The 20,953-nt window shown below is 38.2% G+C and carries 24 protein-coding genes; 7 read left to right on the top strand and 17 right to left on the bottom strand.

Features of this window, described 5'->3' with window-relative positions:
* Window positions 1-6: 6 nt before the first annotated feature.
* From AC1M9F_RS01565 to AC1M9F_RS01510, 12 genes are all read right to left on the bottom strand, one after another.
* Entirely contained in the window at window positions 7-1,446 is a 1,440-nt protein-coding gene (locus AC1M9F_RS01565; protein WP_481596878.1) for a M48 family metalloprotease, read from the bottom strand.
* A gap of 96 nt (window positions 1,447-1,542) precedes the next feature.
* Window positions 1,543-2,502, bottom strand: a complete 960-nt coding sequence (locus tag AC1M9F_RS01560) for a 2-hydroxyacid dehydrogenase (RefSeq protein WP_481596877.1) — start codon at window positions 2,500-2,502, stop codon at window positions 1,543-1,545.
* 29 nt (window positions 2,503-2,531) lie between these two features.
* Entirely contained in the window at window positions 2,532-3,260 is a 729-nt protein-coding gene (locus AC1M9F_RS01555; protein ID WP_180027610.1) for a hypothetical protein, read from the bottom strand.
* Window positions 3,261-3,366: 106 nt separating this feature from the next.
* The gene (locus AC1M9F_RS01550) at window positions 3,367-5,256 is read right to left on the bottom strand and encodes a M48 family metalloprotease (protein ID WP_481596876.1); all 1,890 of its coding nucleotides are present in this window, start codon (window positions 5,254-5,256) and stop codon (window positions 3,367-3,369) included.
* Between the two features lie 84 nt (window positions 5,257-5,340).
* Window positions 5,341-6,879 (bottom strand): amidophosphoribosyltransferase, encoded by a 1,539-nt coding sequence (gene purF, locus AC1M9F_RS01545; RefSeq protein WP_035268762.1) that lies wholly within the window; start codon window positions 6,877-6,879, stop codon window positions 5,341-5,343.
* 24 nt (window positions 6,880-6,903) lie between these two features.
* Entirely contained in the window at window positions 6,904-7,488 is a 585-nt protein-coding gene (locus tag AC1M9F_RS01540; RefSeq protein WP_035268765.1) for a CvpA family protein, read from the bottom strand.
* 3 nt (window positions 7,489-7,491) lie between these two features.
* Complete coding sequence (locus AC1M9F_RS01535) at window positions 7,492-8,496, bottom strand: quinone-dependent dihydroorotate dehydrogenase (RefSeq protein WP_481596875.1); 1,005 nt, start codon at window positions 8,494-8,496, stop codon at window positions 7,492-7,494.
* Between the two features lie 88 nt (window positions 8,497-8,584).
* On the bottom strand, window positions 8,585-9,064 hold the full coding sequence (gene gspM, locus AC1M9F_RS01530; RefSeq protein WP_180027608.1) for a type II secretion system protein GspM: 480 nt from the start codon (window positions 9,062-9,064) through the stop codon (window positions 8,585-8,587).
* On the bottom strand, window positions 9,064-10,206 hold the full coding sequence (gene gspL, locus AC1M9F_RS01525) for a type II secretion system protein GspL (protein ID WP_481594279.1): 1,143 nt from the start codon (window positions 10,204-10,206) through the stop codon (window positions 9,064-9,066). Before gspL ends, gspM begins: the two co-directional genes overlap by 1 nt.
* Before the next feature lie 42 nt (window positions 10,207-10,248).
* Entirely contained in the window at window positions 10,249-10,704 is a 456-nt protein-coding gene (locus AC1M9F_RS01520; protein WP_092766142.1) for a SixA phosphatase family protein, read from the bottom strand.
* A 73-nt stretch (window positions 10,705-10,777) separates the two neighbouring features.
* A complete protein-coding gene (locus AC1M9F_RS01515; protein WP_481588416.1) occupies window positions 10,778-11,851 on the bottom strand; it encodes an NAD(P)H-dependent glycerol-3-phosphate dehydrogenase in 1,074 nt (357 codons plus the stop codon).
* A gap of 53 nt (window positions 11,852-11,904) precedes the next feature.
* Complete coding sequence (locus tag AC1M9F_RS01510; protein WP_481596874.1) at window positions 11,905-12,480, bottom strand: nitroreductase family protein; 576 nt, start codon at window positions 12,478-12,480, stop codon at window positions 11,905-11,907.
* A gap of 230 nt (window positions 12,481-12,710) precedes the next feature.
* Between AC1M9F_RS01510 and AC1M9F_RS01505 the strand changes: the two genes are divergently transcribed.
* Window positions 12,711-13,094, top strand: a complete 384-nt coding sequence (locus AC1M9F_RS01505; RefSeq protein WP_481596873.1) for a hypothetical protein — start codon at window positions 12,711-12,713, stop codon at window positions 13,092-13,094.
* A 47-nt stretch (window positions 13,095-13,141) separates the two neighbouring features.
* On the opposite strand, the gene rhlB is transcribed toward AC1M9F_RS01505, so the two are convergent.
* Together rhlB and AC1M9F_RS01495 are read right to left on the bottom strand one after the other, a co-directional pair.
* On the bottom strand, window positions 13,142-14,293 hold the full coding sequence (gene rhlB, locus AC1M9F_RS01500) for an ATP-dependent RNA helicase RhlB (protein WP_481591218.1): 1,152 nt from the start codon (window positions 14,291-14,293) through the stop codon (window positions 13,142-13,144).
* Window positions 14,294-14,399: 106 nt separating this feature from the next.
* On the bottom strand, window positions 14,400-14,612 hold the full coding sequence (locus tag AC1M9F_RS01495; protein ID WP_004824348.1) for a cold-shock protein: 213 nt from the start codon (window positions 14,610-14,612) through the stop codon (window positions 14,400-14,402).
* Between the two features lie 387 nt (window positions 14,613-14,999).
* Here AC1M9F_RS01495 and AC1M9F_RS01490 point away from each other — a divergent pair, with 387 nt between their 5' ends.
* The 5 genes from AC1M9F_RS01490 (at window position 15,000) to AC1M9F_RS01470 (ending at window position 17,726) form a co-directional block, all read left to right on the top strand.
* Window positions 15,000-15,221: a sulfurtransferase TusA family protein gene (locus AC1M9F_RS01490; protein WP_035265917.1), complete on the top strand. Its 222-nt coding sequence runs from the start codon at window positions 15,000-15,002 to the stop codon at window positions 15,219-15,221.
* Between the two features lie 141 nt (window positions 15,222-15,362).
* Window positions 15,363-16,232 (top strand): RNA polymerase sigma factor RpoH, encoded by an 870-nt coding sequence (gene rpoH / locus AC1M9F_RS01485; RefSeq protein ID WP_035265916.1) that lies wholly within the window; start codon window positions 15,363-15,365, stop codon window positions 16,230-16,232.
* A gap of 117 nt (window positions 16,233-16,349) precedes the next feature.
* Complete coding sequence (locus AC1M9F_RS01480) at window positions 16,350-16,715, top strand: DUF423 domain-containing protein (RefSeq protein ID WP_035265913.1); 366 nt, start codon at window positions 16,350-16,352, stop codon at window positions 16,713-16,715.
* A 15-nt stretch (window positions 16,716-16,730) separates the two neighbouring features.
* Entirely contained in the window at window positions 16,731-16,928 is a 198-nt protein-coding gene (gene thiS / locus AC1M9F_RS01475) for a sulfur carrier protein ThiS (RefSeq protein WP_035265912.1), read from the top strand.
* A 12-nt stretch (window positions 16,929-16,940) separates the two neighbouring features.
* Window positions 16,941-17,726 carry a thiazole synthase gene (locus AC1M9F_RS01470; RefSeq protein ID WP_092766137.1) on the top strand — a complete coding sequence of 262 codons (786 nt, stop codon included), beginning with the start codon at window positions 16,941-16,943 and terminating at the stop codon, window positions 17,724-17,726.
* Between the two features lie 31 nt (window positions 17,727-17,757).
* Here AC1M9F_RS01470 and AC1M9F_RS01465 read toward each other — a convergent pair whose 3' ends face one another.
* From AC1M9F_RS01465 to AC1M9F_RS01455, 3 genes are all read right to left on the bottom strand, one after another.
* Window positions 17,758-18,069, bottom strand: a complete 312-nt coding sequence (locus AC1M9F_RS01465) for a glutathione binding-like protein (protein ID WP_481596872.1) — start codon at window positions 18,067-18,069, stop codon at window positions 17,758-17,760.
* Window positions 18,070-18,186: 117 nt separating this feature from the next.
* Window positions 18,187-18,417 (bottom strand): glutathione S-transferase N-terminal domain-containing protein, encoded by a 231-nt coding sequence (locus AC1M9F_RS01460; protein ID WP_481596871.1) that lies wholly within the window; start codon window positions 18,415-18,417, stop codon window positions 18,187-18,189.
* Window positions 18,418-18,681: 264 nt separating this feature from the next.
* Entirely contained in the window at window positions 18,682-19,293 is a 612-nt protein-coding gene (locus tag AC1M9F_RS01455) for a glutathione binding-like protein (protein WP_092766135.1), read from the bottom strand.
* A 209-nt stretch (window positions 19,294-19,502) separates the two neighbouring features.
* On the opposite strand from AC1M9F_RS01455, the gene AC1M9F_RS01450 reads away from it, so the two are divergent.
* Window positions 19,503-20,948, top strand: coding sequence for a SulP family inorganic anion transporter (locus AC1M9F_RS01450; protein ID WP_481596870.1), 1,446 nt, complete (start codon window positions 19,503-19,505; stop codon window positions 20,946-20,948).
* The last annotated feature ends 5 nt before the right edge of the window (window positions 20,949-20,953 follow it).

The following is a 20,953-nucleotide window of genomic DNA, read 5'->3' as shown; positions in this document are numbered from 1 at the left end:
AACCTCTTATAATTTTTGTTGACGTTCATCCTGCATCATCCGCAGTCTTTGATTGATGATTGCACTCATAGAGTTATTTTCCTTAGCTAAACGCTGAGCATGAATGAGTGAGCGTATCGCATTCTCTTCCGCCCCCTTCCAATATTCAACTTCAGCCCGATATCGCAAAACATTTACAGTACGTAAAGGATTTTTAATATCTAAATTTGCCGCTTGTTGTCGGATGAACCATGCTTGCGCATCACGATTATTGATTTGGATAAATTTATTCGCCAACCTTTCAGCAGCAACAAAATTTCCCTGTCGAATATAAATTTCAGCTAATTTATAGCTTAGCGCGCGATTTTCAGGCGTTATTCGTTGACGCACCAATATCGTTTCCTGCGCAGAATCAAATTGATTGGTCGCCAAGTAGATATCTGCTTGAATAAGCGCGATAAGCTGATGATTTGGCAGGACTTTCTTAGCAAGCTCAATTTCTTTTTGTGCTAGATCAAAATCACCACGCTTTAAATAAAAAGCAGACAGTGCAATTCTTCCAGCCAATGCATTTGCTCTCACCACTCCCTTTAACTGTTCCTCGTTGGTTTGATTGGTCACAACTGCGGTATACCACTTGATCTGATCAAACTCAGAGAGTGTGTTGCTATATGGAACTTTAGGAAGTTGATCTGCACGTAATCGAGCCTCGCTCATACGCTGAGTAGTCAAAGGATGTGTTAACCAAAAATCAGGAAGATAGCTAATTTTTGGAGTCGCACGATTCATGGTTTCAAAAAACTCAGACATACTGTACGGGTTATATCCAGCACGATACATCAATTGCATTCCAATACGGTCTGCTTCACGCTCTTGATTACGACTATAACTTAACTGTCGATCCACCAATGCAGCTTGAGTTCCCATCATCAGGGCAGCACCTGCATTACCATCAGCTTGTGATGCAATTGCAGCACCCACTATGATACCAGCGAGTGCAAGCAATCCCTGCCCTTTAAAAGCCTCTTGAGAACGGCTATAGTGTCTTTGCGAGACGTGTGCCACCTCATGAGCAACCACACCCGCAACTTCATCCATGTTCTTTGCCGACGTAATTAATCCGCTATTCAATGCAAATAAACCGCCAGGTACAGCAAAGGCATTAATTTGCGGATCGTTTACAATCACCAAAGCAATTGGTTGACCCAACTGTGTTTGCGCAATAATTTTTCGGAATACAGCCATAAATTGATCTTCCAACCAAACATTGTTTAACACTGGAAGTTGTTGCTGTACTTGACGATAGACTTTTTCACCGATCATTTTTTCTTTTTGTTGATCGATAAATCCAACACCACTATTAATATCAGGCACTTCAAATTGAATTTTATTGGCATTGTAGAGTTCATCAGCCGCCGCTGAAAAACTCGAACTCGCTATCAATAAAGCCAAAATGATCTTCTTCAAACCTGTATTCCTAAACGTGTACTTCATCGACTATAACATTGAATAATGTGAAGATTAATGATGAACTGTTACGTTTATTATCATGCTCAACAGACTTTACTTATTCACAATATATTGAGGCTCATCCCCATCTAAGGCTTTTACCAGATTATCATAAGCAAGATTTGCCATTTTCATTCTGGTTTCTGCTGTCGCCGAACCTACGTGCGGCAATGTCACTACATTTTCCAATTGAAACAATGGTGATTCTTGGAGCGGCTCTTTCTGATAAACATCTAAACCAGCAGCAAAAATTTTGTGATTTTCAAGCGCCTCAATCAAGGCCGACTCATCCACAACTGATCCTCTGGCAATATTCACAAACACAGCATGTTTTTGCATTTTCTCAAATTGAGCTTGACCGATCAGCGCTTTCGATTGCTCATTTAAATCGACTGCAATGACGATAAAATCAGACGTTGAAAGTAAAGTATCAAGATCACAATATTTCGCCTTTAAAGGCTCAGCTCGCTCTATACATGGTTTTCGATTATGGTATTGAATATTCATATTAAAACCGTAAAAACCACGTCTAGCTATCGCAGCACCGATATGACCTAAGCCAATGATACCGAGCGTTTTCCCATAAATATCTTGACCAAATTGTGCTACACCGGCGGTACGTGTCCAATTCCCCTGCTTTGTCCAAGAATCTAAATGTGTCACTTTACGAGCCGCTGTCATCAATAAGGTAAAAGCCAAATCAGCGGTCGTCTCTGTCAACACATGAGGCGTATTGGTCAACCAAATACCCTGTTGTTTTAAATATTCAACGTCGTAATTATCATAGCCCACACTGACCGAAGAAATAATTTTAAGTTTTTTTGCGGTCTGTAAGTTGTCTTGATTTAAACGACGCCCAGCGCCTATCATCCCATCTGCATCCGCAACTTCTCTTAAAAGTTGCTCATTAATGTCACCCTGTTTTGGATTAATTTGAACGACCTGATATTTCGATTCTAATTGATTTAATATTTTCGGATCTATCTGACTAAATACCACAACCTTTTTTTTCATAAAACTCCCTCTTTAGATCCAGTATCGATTTAATTTTTAATTAAGTTCCACAAGCGACGCTTTAACAATGGCTGCTCAATCATGTCTTGTAAGCTTGCAATCTGCATATGCTGCGTCGTCGATATATGCGGCAAATACCCTAAGCTCAATATTTTTTTATCAACAGATAATGCATCGATAAAACCCTGTATAAATACTTGAGCACCTCTTCCATCTTGGAATTGTGCGAAATTAAATGGCCATTTTAAATCGTAAAACTGTGAACTCACACTACGCTGGATATTCACCCATAAGTTTTCTTGTTCTGTGGTGAGCGCTGTAGCATCTAGCAGAATAGTATGTGTTTTAGTGATCATCGCTTGAATTTCAAAAGCATCGATTACAAGCGGTTGACGCTCAACAACTTCATCTTGAGACTGTTTGTCATTTTCCACAAACTCTCGAGGAAGCTGCACACCGTCTGGATTACTTTTTAACTGAAGCGAAGAATCATCTTTATTTAGCTGTTCAGCTTGTGAAGCTGGTTTTGTGATGAACTGTTCTAATTGAGCTTGCGCAAATTCAGGAAAAGATACATCTGTTGGATGATTTTCTTCAACTTGATCGCGATATAAGGAAGGTTTGTAATGACGTGTTTGTGCCGTATTTTGTGGAATCCATATATCGATTCCCATCACAGCTAAGAGGCTTCTTTGATGCTCTAACATATTCACATTCATTACAGATGGACTGGCATGAGGGCTGGGTATTCTACCCACTTTTTTAATCTTTTACTGAACTTTTAATCCGCAAACAATCATAACTTAATTTCATTTCTGACGCATTAATATCCTTGCAGCTTTTAAATTCAGAATGCATTGATAGCTAAACAATAATGACGCTATTTTTCTTATGCATTTGATCCACAATTTCATCACTTTCAAATCCAAGTCGCCAATATAATAATTCAAGTACATCCAACTCATCTTGTGTAATGATTCGATCATTCCATAAACATAATTCAGCAACGCCCAAAATACTCAATCGATCTCTCAACAATAATCCAGCAACATCATTGAGAATTTCACCTAAGTCGATAGGTTCATCTGAAATTTCTTCATAAAACTCAATTTCATCACGAGTTAAAATTCGTTCTAAGATTTGGGTTCTAACTTCAAGCTGATTAGCAGTATTTAACTGCTGAACATGTAATAACGCATCTATTAGCCTAACAATTTGCGGCTTAGCATCCTCAATTGAGGTTGGACGATGTATTGGCAATAAATCCAGTTGAGACTTCACCTTTTCAATCAGTAAAGCATCCAAAAGCCCAATTTCACCATCTTCTTGAATAATTTTAGCCAATTTAGTAATAAACTGACGCGCACTTGTAGCAGGCATATTTCCCAACTGCTTACATGCCTCATGAAAAATTTGAATATGCACTCGACCATCTATATTTAACAGTGAGTCGACAATTGCACGACTCACAGGCGCATCAGAAGGAATAAATTCACGGTACTGCCGAATCATTAAAATCGCAACCATCACTTCACGCGCACCAGTCGAAGTTTGCAAAGCCCTTTGAATGAGTTCTGGACGTTTCATCTGCTGTCTAACTTCACTATTTAAGGGTTTGATGGCATCCTTAATTGCAAAGCTGATCGGTGATAATCTTAATAATGGAAGTGGCTGTGGTGACATCCATGGATTATATTCTTCAGCAATAGACTCCTCTAAAGAACGCATTAAACTAAATAGTGGTTGATTTCGTAATTTTTGTAAATTTTCTAATTGAATATCTTCAAGTAAATTCGGATTTAATTCATATATACGATCTTGAATACAAGGTTGGATATTCAACCAACTTTGAGGACTAAGTGAGTTAGCAAAGCACATATGAGAAATAGCTTCAGAATATTCACTATGAATCTGTGATCCTGCGTGATGAACATAGATTCTTAATAAGGTTTGAATATTTGCATTACTACTCAATAATTGTCTTGTCATTGCATCGTTATACAATGTTCGACTACCCAAAGTAATATATTTCATCAGACGCGTAATAAAGACGCCTAAACTACCAATTAACCATATGACTCCACCGATCGCCACAAAAGTTGTTTCCAAACTATCTCTCAATTGATCCCGATTACGTCGAAATCCCTGCTTCGCGATTTTACTGCCCCATTGACTAAAGGTAATTAACCCACTGTATAAAATTTTAAGACGAGTATTTTCTCGAGTTTCACCCGATAAAATTTTATGGAATTCATGACCCAACAATCCATAAAGCTCTAACTCATCGAGATTTTGTAGCGCCCCCCAAGTCAGAATAATCACAGTATCTTTGGGATGAAAACCCGCAGTCAGTGCATTAACCCCTATTTCATCGGGTAAGACATAGAGTGTAGGTGTATCAATTGAGAAACGATGTGCTAATTTTTCAGCAAGCCTAAGCGCTGTACTTTCTTCTGGAGTACTTTCAATAAAAGTGAGTTGTCGTGCTTTCAATTGTTTTGCGAGCGTATGACCACCAGAGCGGAAGACATAAAACTCATAAACGACAGAACCACCGATAATGCTAATCAATAGCACCATCATATATGGACTGAGAAAATGCCACCAAATGGACTCAGAAGGATCAATATAATGAACCAACAATCCGAGCGTCGTGTTTAAAATGATAATTGCGAGCACAATAACAATTAAACATACGCTTAATGACCACAGCATATTTTTGTTTTTAATAAAGTAACCACTCACATCTTTCAATGTAAAATTTCCTCATTACATTGTGTTGTGATCATAAATTAAAAAAGCGGGAAATACCCGCTTTTTCAAATAGAAAACTATAAATTAATTTTCTTTAATACCACTCAGATCAACTGAGGCTGCATCAATATTTAGATCGATATAACCATCTTTGGTTTTCTTGGCAGAATCATTACGCTTGCGCTCTAAACCATCGAGATATGACTCATCAATGTTACCCGCAACGTAAATACCGTCAAATACTGAGCAGTCAAAGTCAGTTAACTCAGGTACTTTTTTCGTACGAACAGCTTGCTTTAAATCTTCCAAATCTTGGAAAATCAAACGATCAGCACCAATCATTTCACGAATTTCTTCAACATCACGATTTGAAGCAATTAATTCGTTTTTAACTGGCATATCAATACCGTAGACATTCGGGTATTTCACCATTGGTGCAGCCGATGCAAAGAAAACTTTTTTAGCACCGGCGTCACGCGCCATTTGAATAATCTCATTACACGTTGTGCCACGCACAATTGAGTCATCTACAAGCAATACGTTCTTATCTTTAAACTCTAATTCAACTGGATTGAGCTTTTGACGTACAGACTTTTTACGCAACTGCTGACCCGGCATAATGAAGGTACGACCGATATAACGGTTTTTCATGAAACCTTCACGGAATTTCACACCGAGTGTATTGGCAAGTTCTAAAGCGGATGTACGCGAAGTATCTGGAATAGGAATGACAACATCAATGTCATGGTCCTCACTCCATTCACGCAGGATTTTCTGCGCCAACTTCTCACCCATTTTCAAACGTGCTTTGTATACCGAAATTCCATCAATGATGGCATCTGGACGAGCAAAATAAACATACTCAAAAATACATGGGCTATGATGTGGGTTAGCCGCACATTGCTTCGTGAATAGATTACCCGCATCATCAATAAAAATTGCTTCACCTGGCATCACATCACGTTCAACTTTAAAACCAAGCGCTGTTAAAGCAACTGATTCGGAAGCAAGAATATATTCAACACCATCATCGGTATCACGCGATCCCAAAATTAAAGGTCGAATACCATTTGGATCACGGAAGCCAACTAAACCATGACCTGTGATCATCGCAACAACAGCATAACCACCTTTACAACGCTCATGCACACGAGTGACTACATGGAAAATATCATCCGCAGTCGGTGTAAGTTTGCCGCGTTTTTGTAATTCATGTGCAAAAACGTTTAATAACACTTCTGAATCTGAATCAGTATTCATGTGGCGTAAATCTGTTTTAAACAGATCATCATGAATCTCGTCAGCATTGGTTAAATTACCATTGTGCGCTAAAGTAATACCATAAGGAGAGTTTACGTAAAATGGTTGTGCTTCAGCGCTACTCGATGAGCCAGCTGTTGGATATCGGACATGACCAATTCCGTAATTACCTAACAATGCACGCATATGACGTGTATGAAATACATCACGCACCATGCCATTGTCTTTTCTCAAAAAGAGACGACCATTATGGCATGTCACAATCCCTGCAGCATCTTGTCCACGATGTTGTAACATCGTTAATGCATCAAACAACATTTGGTTAACAGGTGATTTACCAGCTATACCAACAACTCCACACATAGCAACCTCGCAGACAAGCTAGGATTAATAAAAAGGATTATTCGTTGAATGAGATGACGAATCATCTTGTTCAGAAGATGATTGACGAGAAGAATCTGATGATTGATTCGACTCTTCTGATTTCATATGACTTAAAGCTTTTGACGCTGTCTCTTTGGTGTACTCAGTCGCTAAAGGCGCGTAAGGCAATAAAGTTTGAATAAACTTAGATTGTTTCCAATGTGGAGAGCTCTCTACAAATGAACCAATCCCTTGCATAGTAATGAGGACGATTAAGAGACCTTTCAAGGTGCCAAATGCACCACCTGCCAATCGATTTAATGGACCAAGCTTTAAGCTTTTCAGCAACCGATTTAATATTGCAGTGACGATCCAAGTCAAAACAACAATAATCAGAACAATAAAAGCAAATGCCGCTATTTTTTGAACCACAGGATCTTGACTGAGTGCGGACATTGAAGGCGCAATTTTACCCGCAAATTTTGCACCCATAATGAGTGCAAAAATCCATCCTACCAAGTTCGCAAAGGCTTTAACGAATCCTTGACGCAAACCGTTAAGCCCTCCAATGAGCAGAATAATCAGTATAAAGATATCGATGGTATTCATAGATTAGGTCATAGCTTGTACGCAATCTTTAATCAGTTTTGGCCCTGTATAAATTAGACCACTATAAATTTGAACCAATTGCGCACCCGATTGCTGTTTAGTCGCAGCTTGATCACCACTAAGAATACCACCAACACCAATCAATGGGATTTGACCTTGAAGTAATTTTGAAAATGCAGATAGACATTGTGTACTTTTTTCAAATACAGGCGCACCAGATAAACCACCTGCTTCATCACCATGCACTAAATTTTCTACACCCTCACGTGACAAAGTCGTATTGGTCACAATCAGACCATCAATTTTAAATTGAATTAATTGAGATGCAATAAATTCAATATCTGACTCAGTTAAATCTGGGGCAACCTTTAATACCAGTGGAACATAGTGTTGATATTGTTCAGCAAGTTCAAGTTGACGATTTTTTAAAGTTTCAAGAAGTTCTGTTAATGCATGTCCACTTTGTAAACTACGTAAGTTCTTGGTATTCGGAGATGAAATATTAACAGTAATATAAGATGCATAATTATAAACTTTTTCTAAACAAATTAGATAATCAGTTACAGCATCTTCAACTGCTGTATCGGCGTTCTTACCGATATTGATGCCTAATACACCTTTATAATTTGCTGCTTTAACATTCTCAATCAGCTGATCTACACCATCATTATTAAAACCCATACGATTAATAATCGCTTGAGCCTCTGGAAGGCGGAATAAACGCGGTTGAGGATTACCAGACTGAGGTCGAGGGGTAATGGTTCCAATTTCGATAAAACCAAAACCTAAACTCGCAAGTGCATCAATATATGCACCATTTTTATCTAAACCTGCAGCCAAACCAACTGGGTTTGGAAATTGAATACCCATACAAGTCACTGGCTTTGGGTCTATTTTTTGACGCATTATGCCAAACTTATATGTCGATTTAAGCATTGATAATGTCAAATCATGTGCACGCTCAGGCGCCAATGAAAATAGAAATGGACGAGCAAGCGAATATAACATATCTCAAAAACTGCGGTTTTTTAAGTTGCCACATTATAGGCTGAGTATGCCCAAAACGCTATGCCTGTCATAGGTTTATTTTCACCACTTACTGTACTGATGCTGTTAATTTAATCGCAGCTCCAGACTTAATAAGTTCCAATTTTTCAACACTTAAACCCATTTGAACCAATTGGGTAAGAAAATTTGCGAGGATCGCGTAGTTTTCATGCTCAGCACTGATCATCAATTTATTATCGCTTGGTTGTGTGACCACAGATAATCCTGCTTGTTGTGCCACACGCTGAATTTTATCCGAAGGTGTTAGGCTTAAATCTGTTGAAGATTTCATTGTCACCACATTGGATTGCATCCACACCAATGTGTCTTTCAGTTCATTCAATCTTTTTTGCTGATTATCTGCTGCTTCATGCATTTTCCACAAAGCAGAACCAATCAATGCGACGACAACGATAATCGTTGCAGCGATGACAAGTACACGCTCACGTACACTCAATGACGATAAATAGTCATCAATCTTTTCAAATAATTGATCAAATTGATTTTGAAATTTTTCTAAAGTTTTCATTATTGTACTTTCACCAAACCAACGACCATTTTATCCTGAGTTTGCACATTCCCAAGTTCAGCTTTGAAGCCTTGCTGATTCATTTGCTGAATTAGATTTTGTAATTTTTCGGATGAGTCCGCCACCAAATCCATACTTAAACCAGATGCTTCATAAGAAACACGATTTGCGATAATTTGATGTTGCATTAAAATCGGACCTACACGGCTGATTAACTGTAAGACCTCAGTATTTGCAGGTTTACTCATCCGCAAATTACTTTCAAATTGGCTTCGCAAATTTTGCTCATTGAGACGACTATTGGGTCCAAACCAAGATTGATATTGCTCTACCGCAACCAAAGCCGTTTGATCAGATACTTTTTTTAACTTTACCCAACGCACTAAATCATAACTGAATTGCACTACAAGCAAGCCCACAAGCAGTGCTGCACATGCTTTCCAATAGCCTGAGATTCCACCCTCTGTGTTTTTTGCTTTAGGCAAAACATTGAATGGATGATTCTTTAATTTTTTTTCAGCTTTAAATACATAATTAAAGCTTTCCCGCTCATTTTGTTCCGTTGCATGAATCAAACTCATCATCTGATCATCATTTAACCGATCATGCAAAATATGTATAGGCTTTGGCAATAGATCCAAAAACAATGCTAAATCATCAATCGCAAAACCTTGATTTGATCCTGTTCTCGCCAATAAATGCCCATAAATATTGGCTAAAATAGTTTGCCCCTGTTCTGGCACTGGTAAGACCAAAAAATCTGGTAATAGCGCAACCACTTTCACCGGAATCAAGTTCAAAGCATGTTGCATTGTCTGGACTTGGTATTGACTGATCCCCATTACTGACAATTGATCTGGTGCCTCAAATTGAGTAAGCACTTTCATCTGATCAATGGAGTGAATGGTATATTCTTCAAGTAAATATTTAGCGCCTTCGCTTCCAATTTGCTTGAATTGCGCTTTGGGCATATTCTGTTCAATAATTTGCACATCATGGCTTGAAAAGAATACAACAGCTTCTTGTCCATGATACGGTTGAGTATCTTGAATTAACTCTTCTAGCGTTGTTGATGAATTCCAATTTTCACCATTTGACCAGAGCCAAACCCCATTCGACACTGGCATCCATAAATACAACATTAATTTTATTCTGCCGTTTTATTCATTAAACACTTATGGTTATTAAGCTGACGGTACAAAATGTTTTAATTTTGTGGAAAGTCCCGCAGCAATGACTGTCTGATCATAAATCCGCGCTTCAGCAAGTGCAAAAGGATTAAAAAATTCAGACGTAATAATTTCTTCAATATATGCCACAACATTCATATGACATACAACCACAATATTCTCAAAAGGTAGTTGAGATAACCACTCAACTGCAACTTTAGCATCATCGTCAGGTTTAATTTTATCACATACTAAAACTTCAACATTTGGAAAGAATAGCTGTATATGTTTTAAAGTTTCCTGCGCCCTGAGCAAAGTACTCACTACAAATATATCAGGTGCAACCATGTCTTTTAAAAAGTGTGCAGTTTGTTCAGCTTGAATATGACCCCGCTCGGTCAGTGGTCGTTTCGAGTCATTACCATTAATTGGTGGAGCGGCTTCACCATGACGAACTAAAGTGAGTTGCATTTGTTTTCCCTAAACCATGTGTCATCCATCATATCTAAACATTATGACAATGATGATAAATCATTCATTAATCTTAAACTTTATGATGCGGCAATACGAATTCAACATCACTTCGATGACCATTCTTCATCAAAGATAATGCAATATGTAATGGTGGTGCACCTTCATAAATCACTTCATAGAGTGCTGTGGTGATTGGCATATAGACATCAAGCTCTTTGGCTCTTGCATTCACTTGCACAATGGTATTAATCCCTTCAGCTGTTTGACCCAGTTCCGTCGTTGCCTGCTCTAAGGTTTTACCTGAACCTAAAGCAAATCCAACTTGATAATTTCGACTTAAGGGACTATTACACGTTGCGAATAAATCGCCAACACCAGACAAACCTAAGAATGTCAGTGGATTTGCACCTAGCTGTACAGCGAAGCGACTCATTTCCGCCAACGCACGTGTCAAAATCATGCTTTTGGTATTTTCGCCAACGTTGTAAGCTGCAGCCATCCCCATTGCGACAGCATAGATATTTTTAAGTGCACCTCCAAGCTCCACGCCATGTACATCATCGCTTCCAAATACACGAAATAGTGCACTGTGTAATGCTTGTTGCACTGCATATCTCACCAATTCAGAATGGCTGGCAATCACTGTTCCAGCAGGCATTCCTGACATAATTTCTTTCGCTAGATTTGGGCCCGAAAGGACGCCATAAGGCACTTCTGGAAGCTCTTCACGAATAATATCACTCATGAAACTAAAGGTTTTAGCTTCAATCCCTTTTGTGAGTGATACAACTGCCTGAGCGGTGATAAAGGGCTTAATCTGTTTGAGTACATCTCGGAATGAATGGCTCGGAATAGCAACCAAAATAATGTCTCGATCTCGAACAGCTTTTTCAAGATTGGATTCTGCTTTTAATGCTGGCTCAAGGTTATAATCTGGCAAATATCTTGAATTTACATGTGTTCGATTTATTTCTTTCGCAATTTCCTCATCACGGATCCAAATCATGGTATCACAACCATTTCGTACTGCCGTATTCGCCATGGCTGTACCAAAACTACCACCACCAAGAATCGTAACGCGCAATGCTGTTTTATGATCAATTGCAACTGGCTCGACCAAATCTGAAAACTTTAATTCCGACATTCTTTTAAATCCTAAACATTCTTTTTCTAATCGTTAAATTTGCAATGTTGCAATTACGGCTGCCAAAAACTGACGAATGCATCTGTTTCAATCTCAGCGCGTGGTGCAATCGCCTTAAAAGCAGTCCCTACATAAATGATACCTGAAATTAAATCATGCGTTTGTAGCCCAAGCTTTCTTTTAAATAGATCTGACTCCACAACAGCACCACTGCGCCACATGGTATTGAAACCCTGAGCTTGTAAACTGAGCAAAAGATTTTGTATTGCAGCGCCTGAACTTAAAGTTTGCTCAAAATATGGAACTTTCGCATGATCATGAAATCGTGTTACAGCGATAATCAGCATAGGTGCACGCATAGGATGATGACGTACGCGTTCAATTTGAATTGAATCAGTTTCACCAAGGTCTGCTACTGCTTCACTGAGTAAAACACCAAATGCTTCACGTTGCTCTCCTTTCACAACAATAAATTGCGTCGGTTTCAGACGATGATGATCGGGTGCGGTTAAAGCGGCTTTAAAAGCTAATTCTAATTGTTCTGCGTTAGGATGAGGTTCTACCAAATGACCAACGGATTGACGATGATGAATATTGTCATGCACTACTTGAGAAAATTGATCTGACATTTGAAGACTAATCTTTAAACTAACACTATGTACTTAAGCTTAGCATAAACATTGAAAACTACTCTACAGTTATACTTATACACGAGGCATCCAGCATAATTACAATCAAACATAAATCAGGCATTTCACTTCAAAATCGATACAAAACATGCTTAATTCTTTGGAATTTAAGCCCTAGCATACATGACTGAGCTCCAAACTTAATATTGCAACGCTAGAGGAAAAATAAAATGAAAAAATTAATGACATTGGCTTCTGTAGCTACTGCAACAATTCTCCTGAGTGCTTGTGCATCGACACCTACTGAAACACTTGCTATTCAAAAACCAAACAATCAATATGAAGTGTCAGGATTAGGCAAAACCCAAGTTCTTGCAAAAAATAATGCAATTTCTGCCGCGAACAAAACTTGTGGTAAGAATTCTGCGCCTGTCTTAATTGACGAAAAAACTGAATATAACGGCGCACTAAAAGGTGTTGTGGATGAACAGACTGGTAAACTCATTACTGCAGCTTCATCAGTTCTTGGCTCTGTGATCGGTACTAAAAATACAATCGAAAAAGACACTGACTACCAAACAACAATCACCTTCAGCTGTAATACAACTCGCTAAAATTTCCTATAAAAAAGTCCCTTTGATGGGACTTTTTTATTGAGCAATTAGCAATAACCATCTAAACGTGTCAATGGAATCTTTTGACCGATCGCTTTTTCGATCTCAGGTAAATAAAAAGCATCATCTTCTGACAAGAAACTTATACTCACACCTCTTGTTCCTGCTCGACCTGTACGCCCTATACGGTGTACATAATCATCAGACTGCTCAGGCAAAGTAAAGTTAATCACGTGTGACACACCATCCACATGAATACCTCGACCAGCTACATCTGTTGCGATCATAATGTTGTGTTTGCCATTTTTAAATTGATCCAACATCTTTAAACGTTTATCTTGCGCAATTTCGCCAGACAACATTACTACCTTATAACCATCATGTTTAAGATGATCATACAGCTTACGGACTTGATCACGGCGGTTTGCAAATATCATGACTTTTTCAATTGGCTCATCACGCAATATTTCTTGAAGCAATTTGTATTTATCTGATTTTCCAACCACATAAACACGTTGCTCTACGTCAGCATTGGTTTTTTTCTCAGGCTCAATTTCGACAGTAACAGGTTCAAATAACCATTGTTGAGCAAGATTGAGTACATCATAACTAAACGTAGCAGAGAACATTAAAGTTTGACGTTGTTCTTTGCGTGGAGAGAATCGCACAATGCGTTTAACAGAAGGAATAAATCCCATATCCAGTAAACGATCTGCCTCATCAATGACTAAAAATTCAATTTGATCCAACCAAATTTCTTTTTGTTCAGTAAAATCAATCAAACGACCTGGTGTCGCGACAAGAATATCTACGAAATTTTCATCCAGTTGTTTTTTTTGCTTATCGAAGTCTACACCACCCACCAAAGTCACAACATTTAAGTCGGTAAACTTAGTCAGATCACGTGCATCGTTTTCAATTTGAATCGCAAGCTCACGCGTTGGTGCCATAATTAGAGCACGGGGTTCACCACGATAACGCTGTGTTTGTATCGGATTGTTCAATAAATCATTAATAACACTAATTAAGAATGCTGCGGTTTTTCCTGTGCCTGTTTGTGCACGTCCAATTGCATCATGCCCTACCAACGTATATTTCAATACTTTCTGTTGAATGGGGGTCATTTCATTAAACCCTAAAGCATCAATCGCTTGCTTAAGTTGCGGATGTAAATTAAGGGTTTCGAAACCTGATGACATATAAGGGGCTCTACAATCAATATTTGATAATGGTCTATAGTATAAACAAAAAACGCCCCAATTTATCAAAATTGGAGCGCAACCTAATTTTCAGTGAAAAGTAGGATTAGTCTAAAGGCTGAACTTCTTCAGCTTGAAAACCTTTTTGACCTTGTACAACGCTAAATTCTACGCGTTGACCGTCACGAAGTGAACGGTGGCCTTCACCTTGAATAGCACGGAAATGAACGAATACGTCATCACCGCCTGCGCGTTGAATAAAGCCAAAACCTTTAGTATCGTTAAACCACTTAACAACGCCTTGTTCGCGAGCTGTCATAAGTTAATCCTCAGTTGGTAAGAAAAGGGACCACCCGGTGTTGCAAACAGCAGAGCAAACAAATTTTAAAACATTTTTTATTTCAAAGCTTGTAATCATTCTGTAAAACTATTAACAAAATCCCGGTTATATCCATTATAAATAAGGCTTAGAGAACAAATTTCTCTACGCAATCCTTAAGTACGCATTGAGCTTAACATGGGTACAACACAATTAATAGAAAAATTTTAGCTAATTATCTAACTAAAACTTGTATATTAATCACACAAATTTAGTGCAAAAATTGCACTTTATTTGAACAGTTCATCTAAATCATTTAATTTTATTCTTAAGTCACACTTTTGCTAGAATAATGACCAACTTTATTATTCAATCTCGTGTTTTACTATGTCTCAAGTGTTAATCGATGCGATGGGTAAACCTTGCCCTTTACCTTTACTGCTACTTAAGAAATCGATGAAACAAAATAGTGCACCTCAGCAATTTTTATTAAAAGCTTCAGATCCGAACAGTCAAATCGATATTCAACGTTATTGTCAGCTACATAAATTGACATGCGCATTTAAACAAGTTTCGGATTCTGAATTTCATTACGTGATTGAATCTTAGGTGTTTTCATCTAAATTAATCATGGATAAATATTGTATTTAAATTTACATTTCACTACCCAAATTCGCTTAATTCTGTATGCTATAAGGATTAAGATGAATGTAATTGGTTTTTTAAACTATTTTCCTATAAGGAGTACTCATGACTGACAGCAGCAATCAATTGATGCCCCTGTCATTGTCTGCGCCCGGGGTCAATTTAGGTGCTTACATTAGTACTGTAAACCAGATCCCTATTTTGACAGCTGAACAAGAAAAAGAGTTAGCTGAACGTTATTTTTATGACCAAGATCTAGACGCAGCTAAAATGCTGGTGATGTCCCACCTTCGTTTTGTTGTGCATATTGCCCGCAGTTACGCAGGTTACGGCTTACCTCAAGGCGATTTAATCCAAGAAGGTAATTTAGGCTTGATGAAAGCCGTAAAACGCTTCGATCCCAATATGGGAGTACGCTTAGTTTCTTTTGCAGTACATTGGATTAAAGCTGAAATCCACGAATATGTGATTCGTAACTGGCGTATTGTTAAAATTGCGACAACTAAAGCTCAACGTAAACTGTTCTTCAACTTAAGAAGCTTAAAAAAATCGAGCAAGAAATTAACGCTCGAGGAAGCACAATCTATTGCGGCTGATTTAAATGTAACAGCTGAACAAGTTCTTGAAATGGAAGGTCGTTTAACAGCTTATGACGCAGCCTTCGAAGCTCAATCCGATGAAGATGATGAAAGCTCAGTTCATGTCGCTCCTGCGCTTTACTTAGAGGATAATCGTTATGACCCTGCTCGTTTAGCAGAGGAAGAAGATTATGAATCACAGAGCACCTCTGCTTTACATGAAGCAATGGATCAGCTGGATGATCGTTCACGCAATATTTTACAGCGCCGCTGGTTAGATGATGATAAGTCTACGTTGCATGAACTAGCAGCCGAATATAATGTTTCCGCTGAACGTATTCGCCAGCTTGAAAAAAATGCCATGGACAAGATCAAGATCGCCATGTCATCAAATTAATACGATTACAAAAAAAGAGCTATAAGCTCTTTTTTTGTATTTACGCTATGCAAGTTTAAAAAAATCGTACGTCATGTATGCTATCGTATGACGCAATTTTCGATTGGGAATAACCTGATGTGGATCTCAATATCAGCCATTAATTTAGCGCTTGCCGTAATGCTAGGTGCTTTCGGCGCTCATGGCCTTAAAGCTCGTGCAACCGAAGCCCAACTGACATGGTGGCAGACTGCAACTGATTATTTCTTTTATCATGCAATTGGATTATTAATACTCGCACTCATACCAAAAATAATTCCAAACTTTTCAACTCAATTCAGCTTTATCTTCATCCAGTTCGGTATCATTTTATTTTGTGGATCTCTATATCTCATGGCTTTAGGGCTCCCGCGCGGGTTAGGGGCAATTACACCTCTTGGTGGAGCATTGATGATTATTGGCTGGCTACTTTTAGCATGGCAAGCATTCAAAATTCAACATTAATTTGAAGGTCATCTGATGAATATTTTTTTAAATGGCGAGTCGATTCAAACGCAATGCCAAAACTTATTAGAACTGGTTCAAGAATTATCGCTAGAAGGTAAACGATTTGCTGTTGAAAAAAATGAAATGATCATTTCAAAAAGTAAACTAGCAGATACCCCTATTTCAGATGCTGACCGTATAGAAATAATTCATGCTGTTGGCGGTGGTTAACTCGGAGTAAATATGGAAGATAGTCCGTTGATCATAGGATCACGTTCATTTAGTTCACGACTATTAGTGGGCACTGGAAAATATAAGGATATGCAGGAAACTGACTTAGCAATCCAAGCCAGTGGTGCTGAGATCGTTACTGTTGCAATCCGTCGCGTAAACATTGGTCAAAATCCAGATCAACCTAACCTACTCTCAGTGATTCCACCGGAAAAATACACCATTCTTCCCAATACAGCTGGTTGCTTTGATGCCAATAGTGCCATTCGCACTTGTATGCTCGCACGTGAACTTTTAGATGGTCACAATTTAGTCAAGCTTGAAGTATTAGGTGATGAAAAAACGCTTTATCCTAATATTACTGAAACCTTAAAAGCTGCAAGAACATTGATCGATGATGGTTTTGAAATCATGGTTTATACCTCTGATGATCCTATCGTCGCGCAAGAACTTGAGAGTATGGGCTGTGTCGCTATTATGCCTTTGGGGAGTTTAATTGGTTCTGGTTTAGGTATTCTTAATCCACATACCATTTCTATCATCAAAGAAAATGCCAAAGTCCCTGTATTGGTGGATGCTGGGGTTGGTACAGCTAGTGATGCTGCTATTGCGATGGAATTAGGTTGTGATGGCGTACTCATGAACACTGCAATTGCTGCTGCACAGAATCCGATTCTAATGGCTTCTGCTATGAAAAAAGCCGTTGAAGCTGGACGCGAGGCTTATCTTGCTGGTCGTATGCCACGCAAACGTATGGCAAATGCAAGCTCTCCAGAAACTGGATACTTTTTTAAATAAAAAAAACCCACTTTTTAAAGTGGGTTTTTTCTTAACTCACTCGACGATACAAAGGATCATCCAATCCATCAATTTTGATAAAGTTAGGTAAATTTTTTATTCTTTCAATCCAAGCGCGTACATTTGGATAAGGCTCTAGAGAAATATCACCCATAGGTGCTAACGCGACATAGACAAACACTGCGATATCCGCAATAGTTGGTCTATTATTCGCTAACCATTCACGGTCTTTGAGCACACCATCTAAAATAGCCAAAGATTTGTGACCACGTATTTTCGCCTCTTTAAGTGTTTGCTCAGTACTTTCTAATCCCAAACCATTGTATGGACCTTTGAAAGACAATATCGCGCGTGCCGTGAAAACCCCGTATTGAACCCAACTGGCAGCAAAAGCAAGCCAATCTACAATTTTAGCTTGTTCTACTAAATCCTCAGACCACCATGTGTTTTTATCTGAATATTAACCTGCTAAATACACCAAAATTGCGGCAGAATCAGTTAAAACAATATCGCCATCTACTAATGCTGGCACTTCGCCTTTTGGATTAATTTTTAAAAATTTCTCACTATGCTGTTCATCACTGAAATAATCTAGTTCTACAATTTCAAGATCAACTTTCAATAATGCTGCTAACAGACGTACTTTATAACTGTTACCTGATTCGTTGTAAGAATATAATTTCAAACTCATTTTTTAGTCCAACGATTTAAATACAAAATATAAATATCATATTTAAATCAGCGACTTAAATAATGTTTAGTTCAAAAAATATCATGAATAACGATATCTTATTTAATGGATTACCACTGAATCTGAAACGAATTATGATGAAAAATTTGTCTTTTTAATGCTCTCTATTTCTAAATAATCTTTGTGAAATTACTCTGAAAATTTTAGAGTAAAAAAAGAGCCTTTCGGCTCTTTCTCGAAACAAACGGAACAAAACCTTACCTGTTAAGGAATCAATCCTTCATCTCGCATCGCAATCTGTACAGACTGACGCTCTGCAACTTTATTGCGTATATGAATAATATTTTTATAAGGACTCAAGTCATGTTCAATATGATTAGACCAATTGGTGAGTACAAATAAGTACGCATCTGCAGGTCCAAAATTATCATCTACCAAATAATCATTATTAGATTCACCAATGGTTTTATCAATGAAAGTCAGTAAACGATCAACTTCGGCATACGCTTTTTGTTTAGCATCGTCCGTGAGCGGTGCACCGAAAAACACTGCATAAGCATCGTGTAATTCAGAATTTAGATAACCAAGCCACTCTAATACTTTTGCTCGACCTAATCCAGAAGGTGGGATTAAATCTTGAGCAGGATCATGCTGTGCCAAAAATGGTAAAATTGCGACATTTTCCGTTAAAATTAAGCCAGGATTAATTTCTAGCGCCGGCACATAGCCTTTAGGATTAATTGCGAAGTAATCTTCGCCTTTTTCAGTGGTATGAGTTTTAAGATCAACACGAACCAAATCAAAATCAACATTAATTTCATTTAAAATAATATGCGCTGCGAGTGAACATGCACCTGGCGAATAATACAACTTCATACTTTTTCCTTGTTATCTAACTACTATCATTTTTAAATTGCTTCACGCTTTTTTTCAATAAGAACTGTTTTTTAAATTGCAAGCAAGCGTAAACATCGATGATCTCCTTATGAATATTGTGCAGATTGAATTAATTTTCAAGCTTTTTTCAGCTTTTATTTGTGTGATGTTTTACCATAGCGCTGCTACATCTTTGTGAAAGGCAAATTGTGATTTATTTAAAGAAAGATCAGTGGTTTTCTAACATTCGAACTGACGTACTTGCAGGCTTAGTCGTAGGCTTAGCTTTGATTCCAGAGTCAATCGCATTTTCGGCGATAGCTGGCGTTGATCCTCAGGTAGGTCTATATGCCTCATTCTGTATAGCTGTTACGATCGCCTTCTTTGGTGGTAGGACTGCTATGATTTCGGCTGCTACAGGTGCGATGGCGCTGCTGATGATCACTCTTGTTAAAGAACACGGATTACAATATTTATTGGCAGCTACGATTCTGACAGGTGTAATTCAAATTATCGCTGGATATCTCAAAGTCGCAAAACTCATGCGTTTTGTTTCCCAGTCAGTGGTCTATGGTTTCTTAAATGCTTTAGCGATTCTCATTTTTATCGCTCAATTTCCAGAAATTGCTCAAATGAATAGCTTAGGCTATATATTTTTAGCGATTGGTTTATTGGTCATTTACGCATTTCCCTATTTACCCAAAATCGGAAAAATCATACCATCGCCATTAGTGTGTATTATTGTACTCAGTGTATTGGCACTTCTACTTGGCGCTGACATGAGAACAGTTAGTGATTTAGGTGCATTCCCAGATACCTTGCCTGTATTTTTAGTTCCTGAAATTCCATTCAATCTCGACACTTTACTTATTATTTTACCGTACTCTCTCACGCTCGCCACAGTTGGTTTGCTTGAGACCATGATGACTACGACTGTGATTGATGAAATGACTGAGTCTGAAGGAGATCGTCATCAAGAATGTCGCGGTCAAGGGATCGCGAACATGGTAAGTGGCTTTATGGGGGGGATGGCTGGATGTGCAATGATCGGGCAATCCATCATCAATGTCAGCTCAGGTGCAAGAACAAGATTATCGACATTAGTGGCTGGTGTTTTTTTGCTATGTCTCGTGGTCTTCTTTAAAGATTGGTTGGCTTATATTCCTATGGCTGCTTTAGTCGCCATTATGATCATGGTCGCGTTCACGACATTTAATTGGGATTCAGTAAAAAATTTCCGCAAACATCCCGTGCAAAGTAATGTTGTCATGCTTACTGTCGTGGTGATTGTTCTTGCAACACATAACCTTGCTCTAGGCGTATTGATTGGTGTAGTTCTGTCAGCCTTATTTCTCATTAATAAACTCGAGAGTGAAGTAAAAGTTCAATCTGAATTAGAAAATCACGTACGCTACTATACGGTGAAAGGTCAAATATTTTTCAGTAGCGCAGAAATTTTTTATGCATTTTTTGATTTCAAAGAAGATATCAAGCAAGTAGAAATAGATCTCAGCTATGCTCATATTTGGGACATCACTTCTGTCAATATGTTAGCGAATGTCGTGGCTAAATTTGAAGCCGAAGGGACTCAGGTACGTGTGATGGGTCTAAACCAAGCGAGCATAACATTGATAGAACGTATCTCAAATACTTAAAAAAA

Source organism: Acinetobacter sp. ANC_7504, from assembly GCF_056779995.1.
The sequence above is the reverse complement of the archived record's forward strand: the minus strand, read 5'-3'. Positions and strand labels throughout refer to the sequence as shown.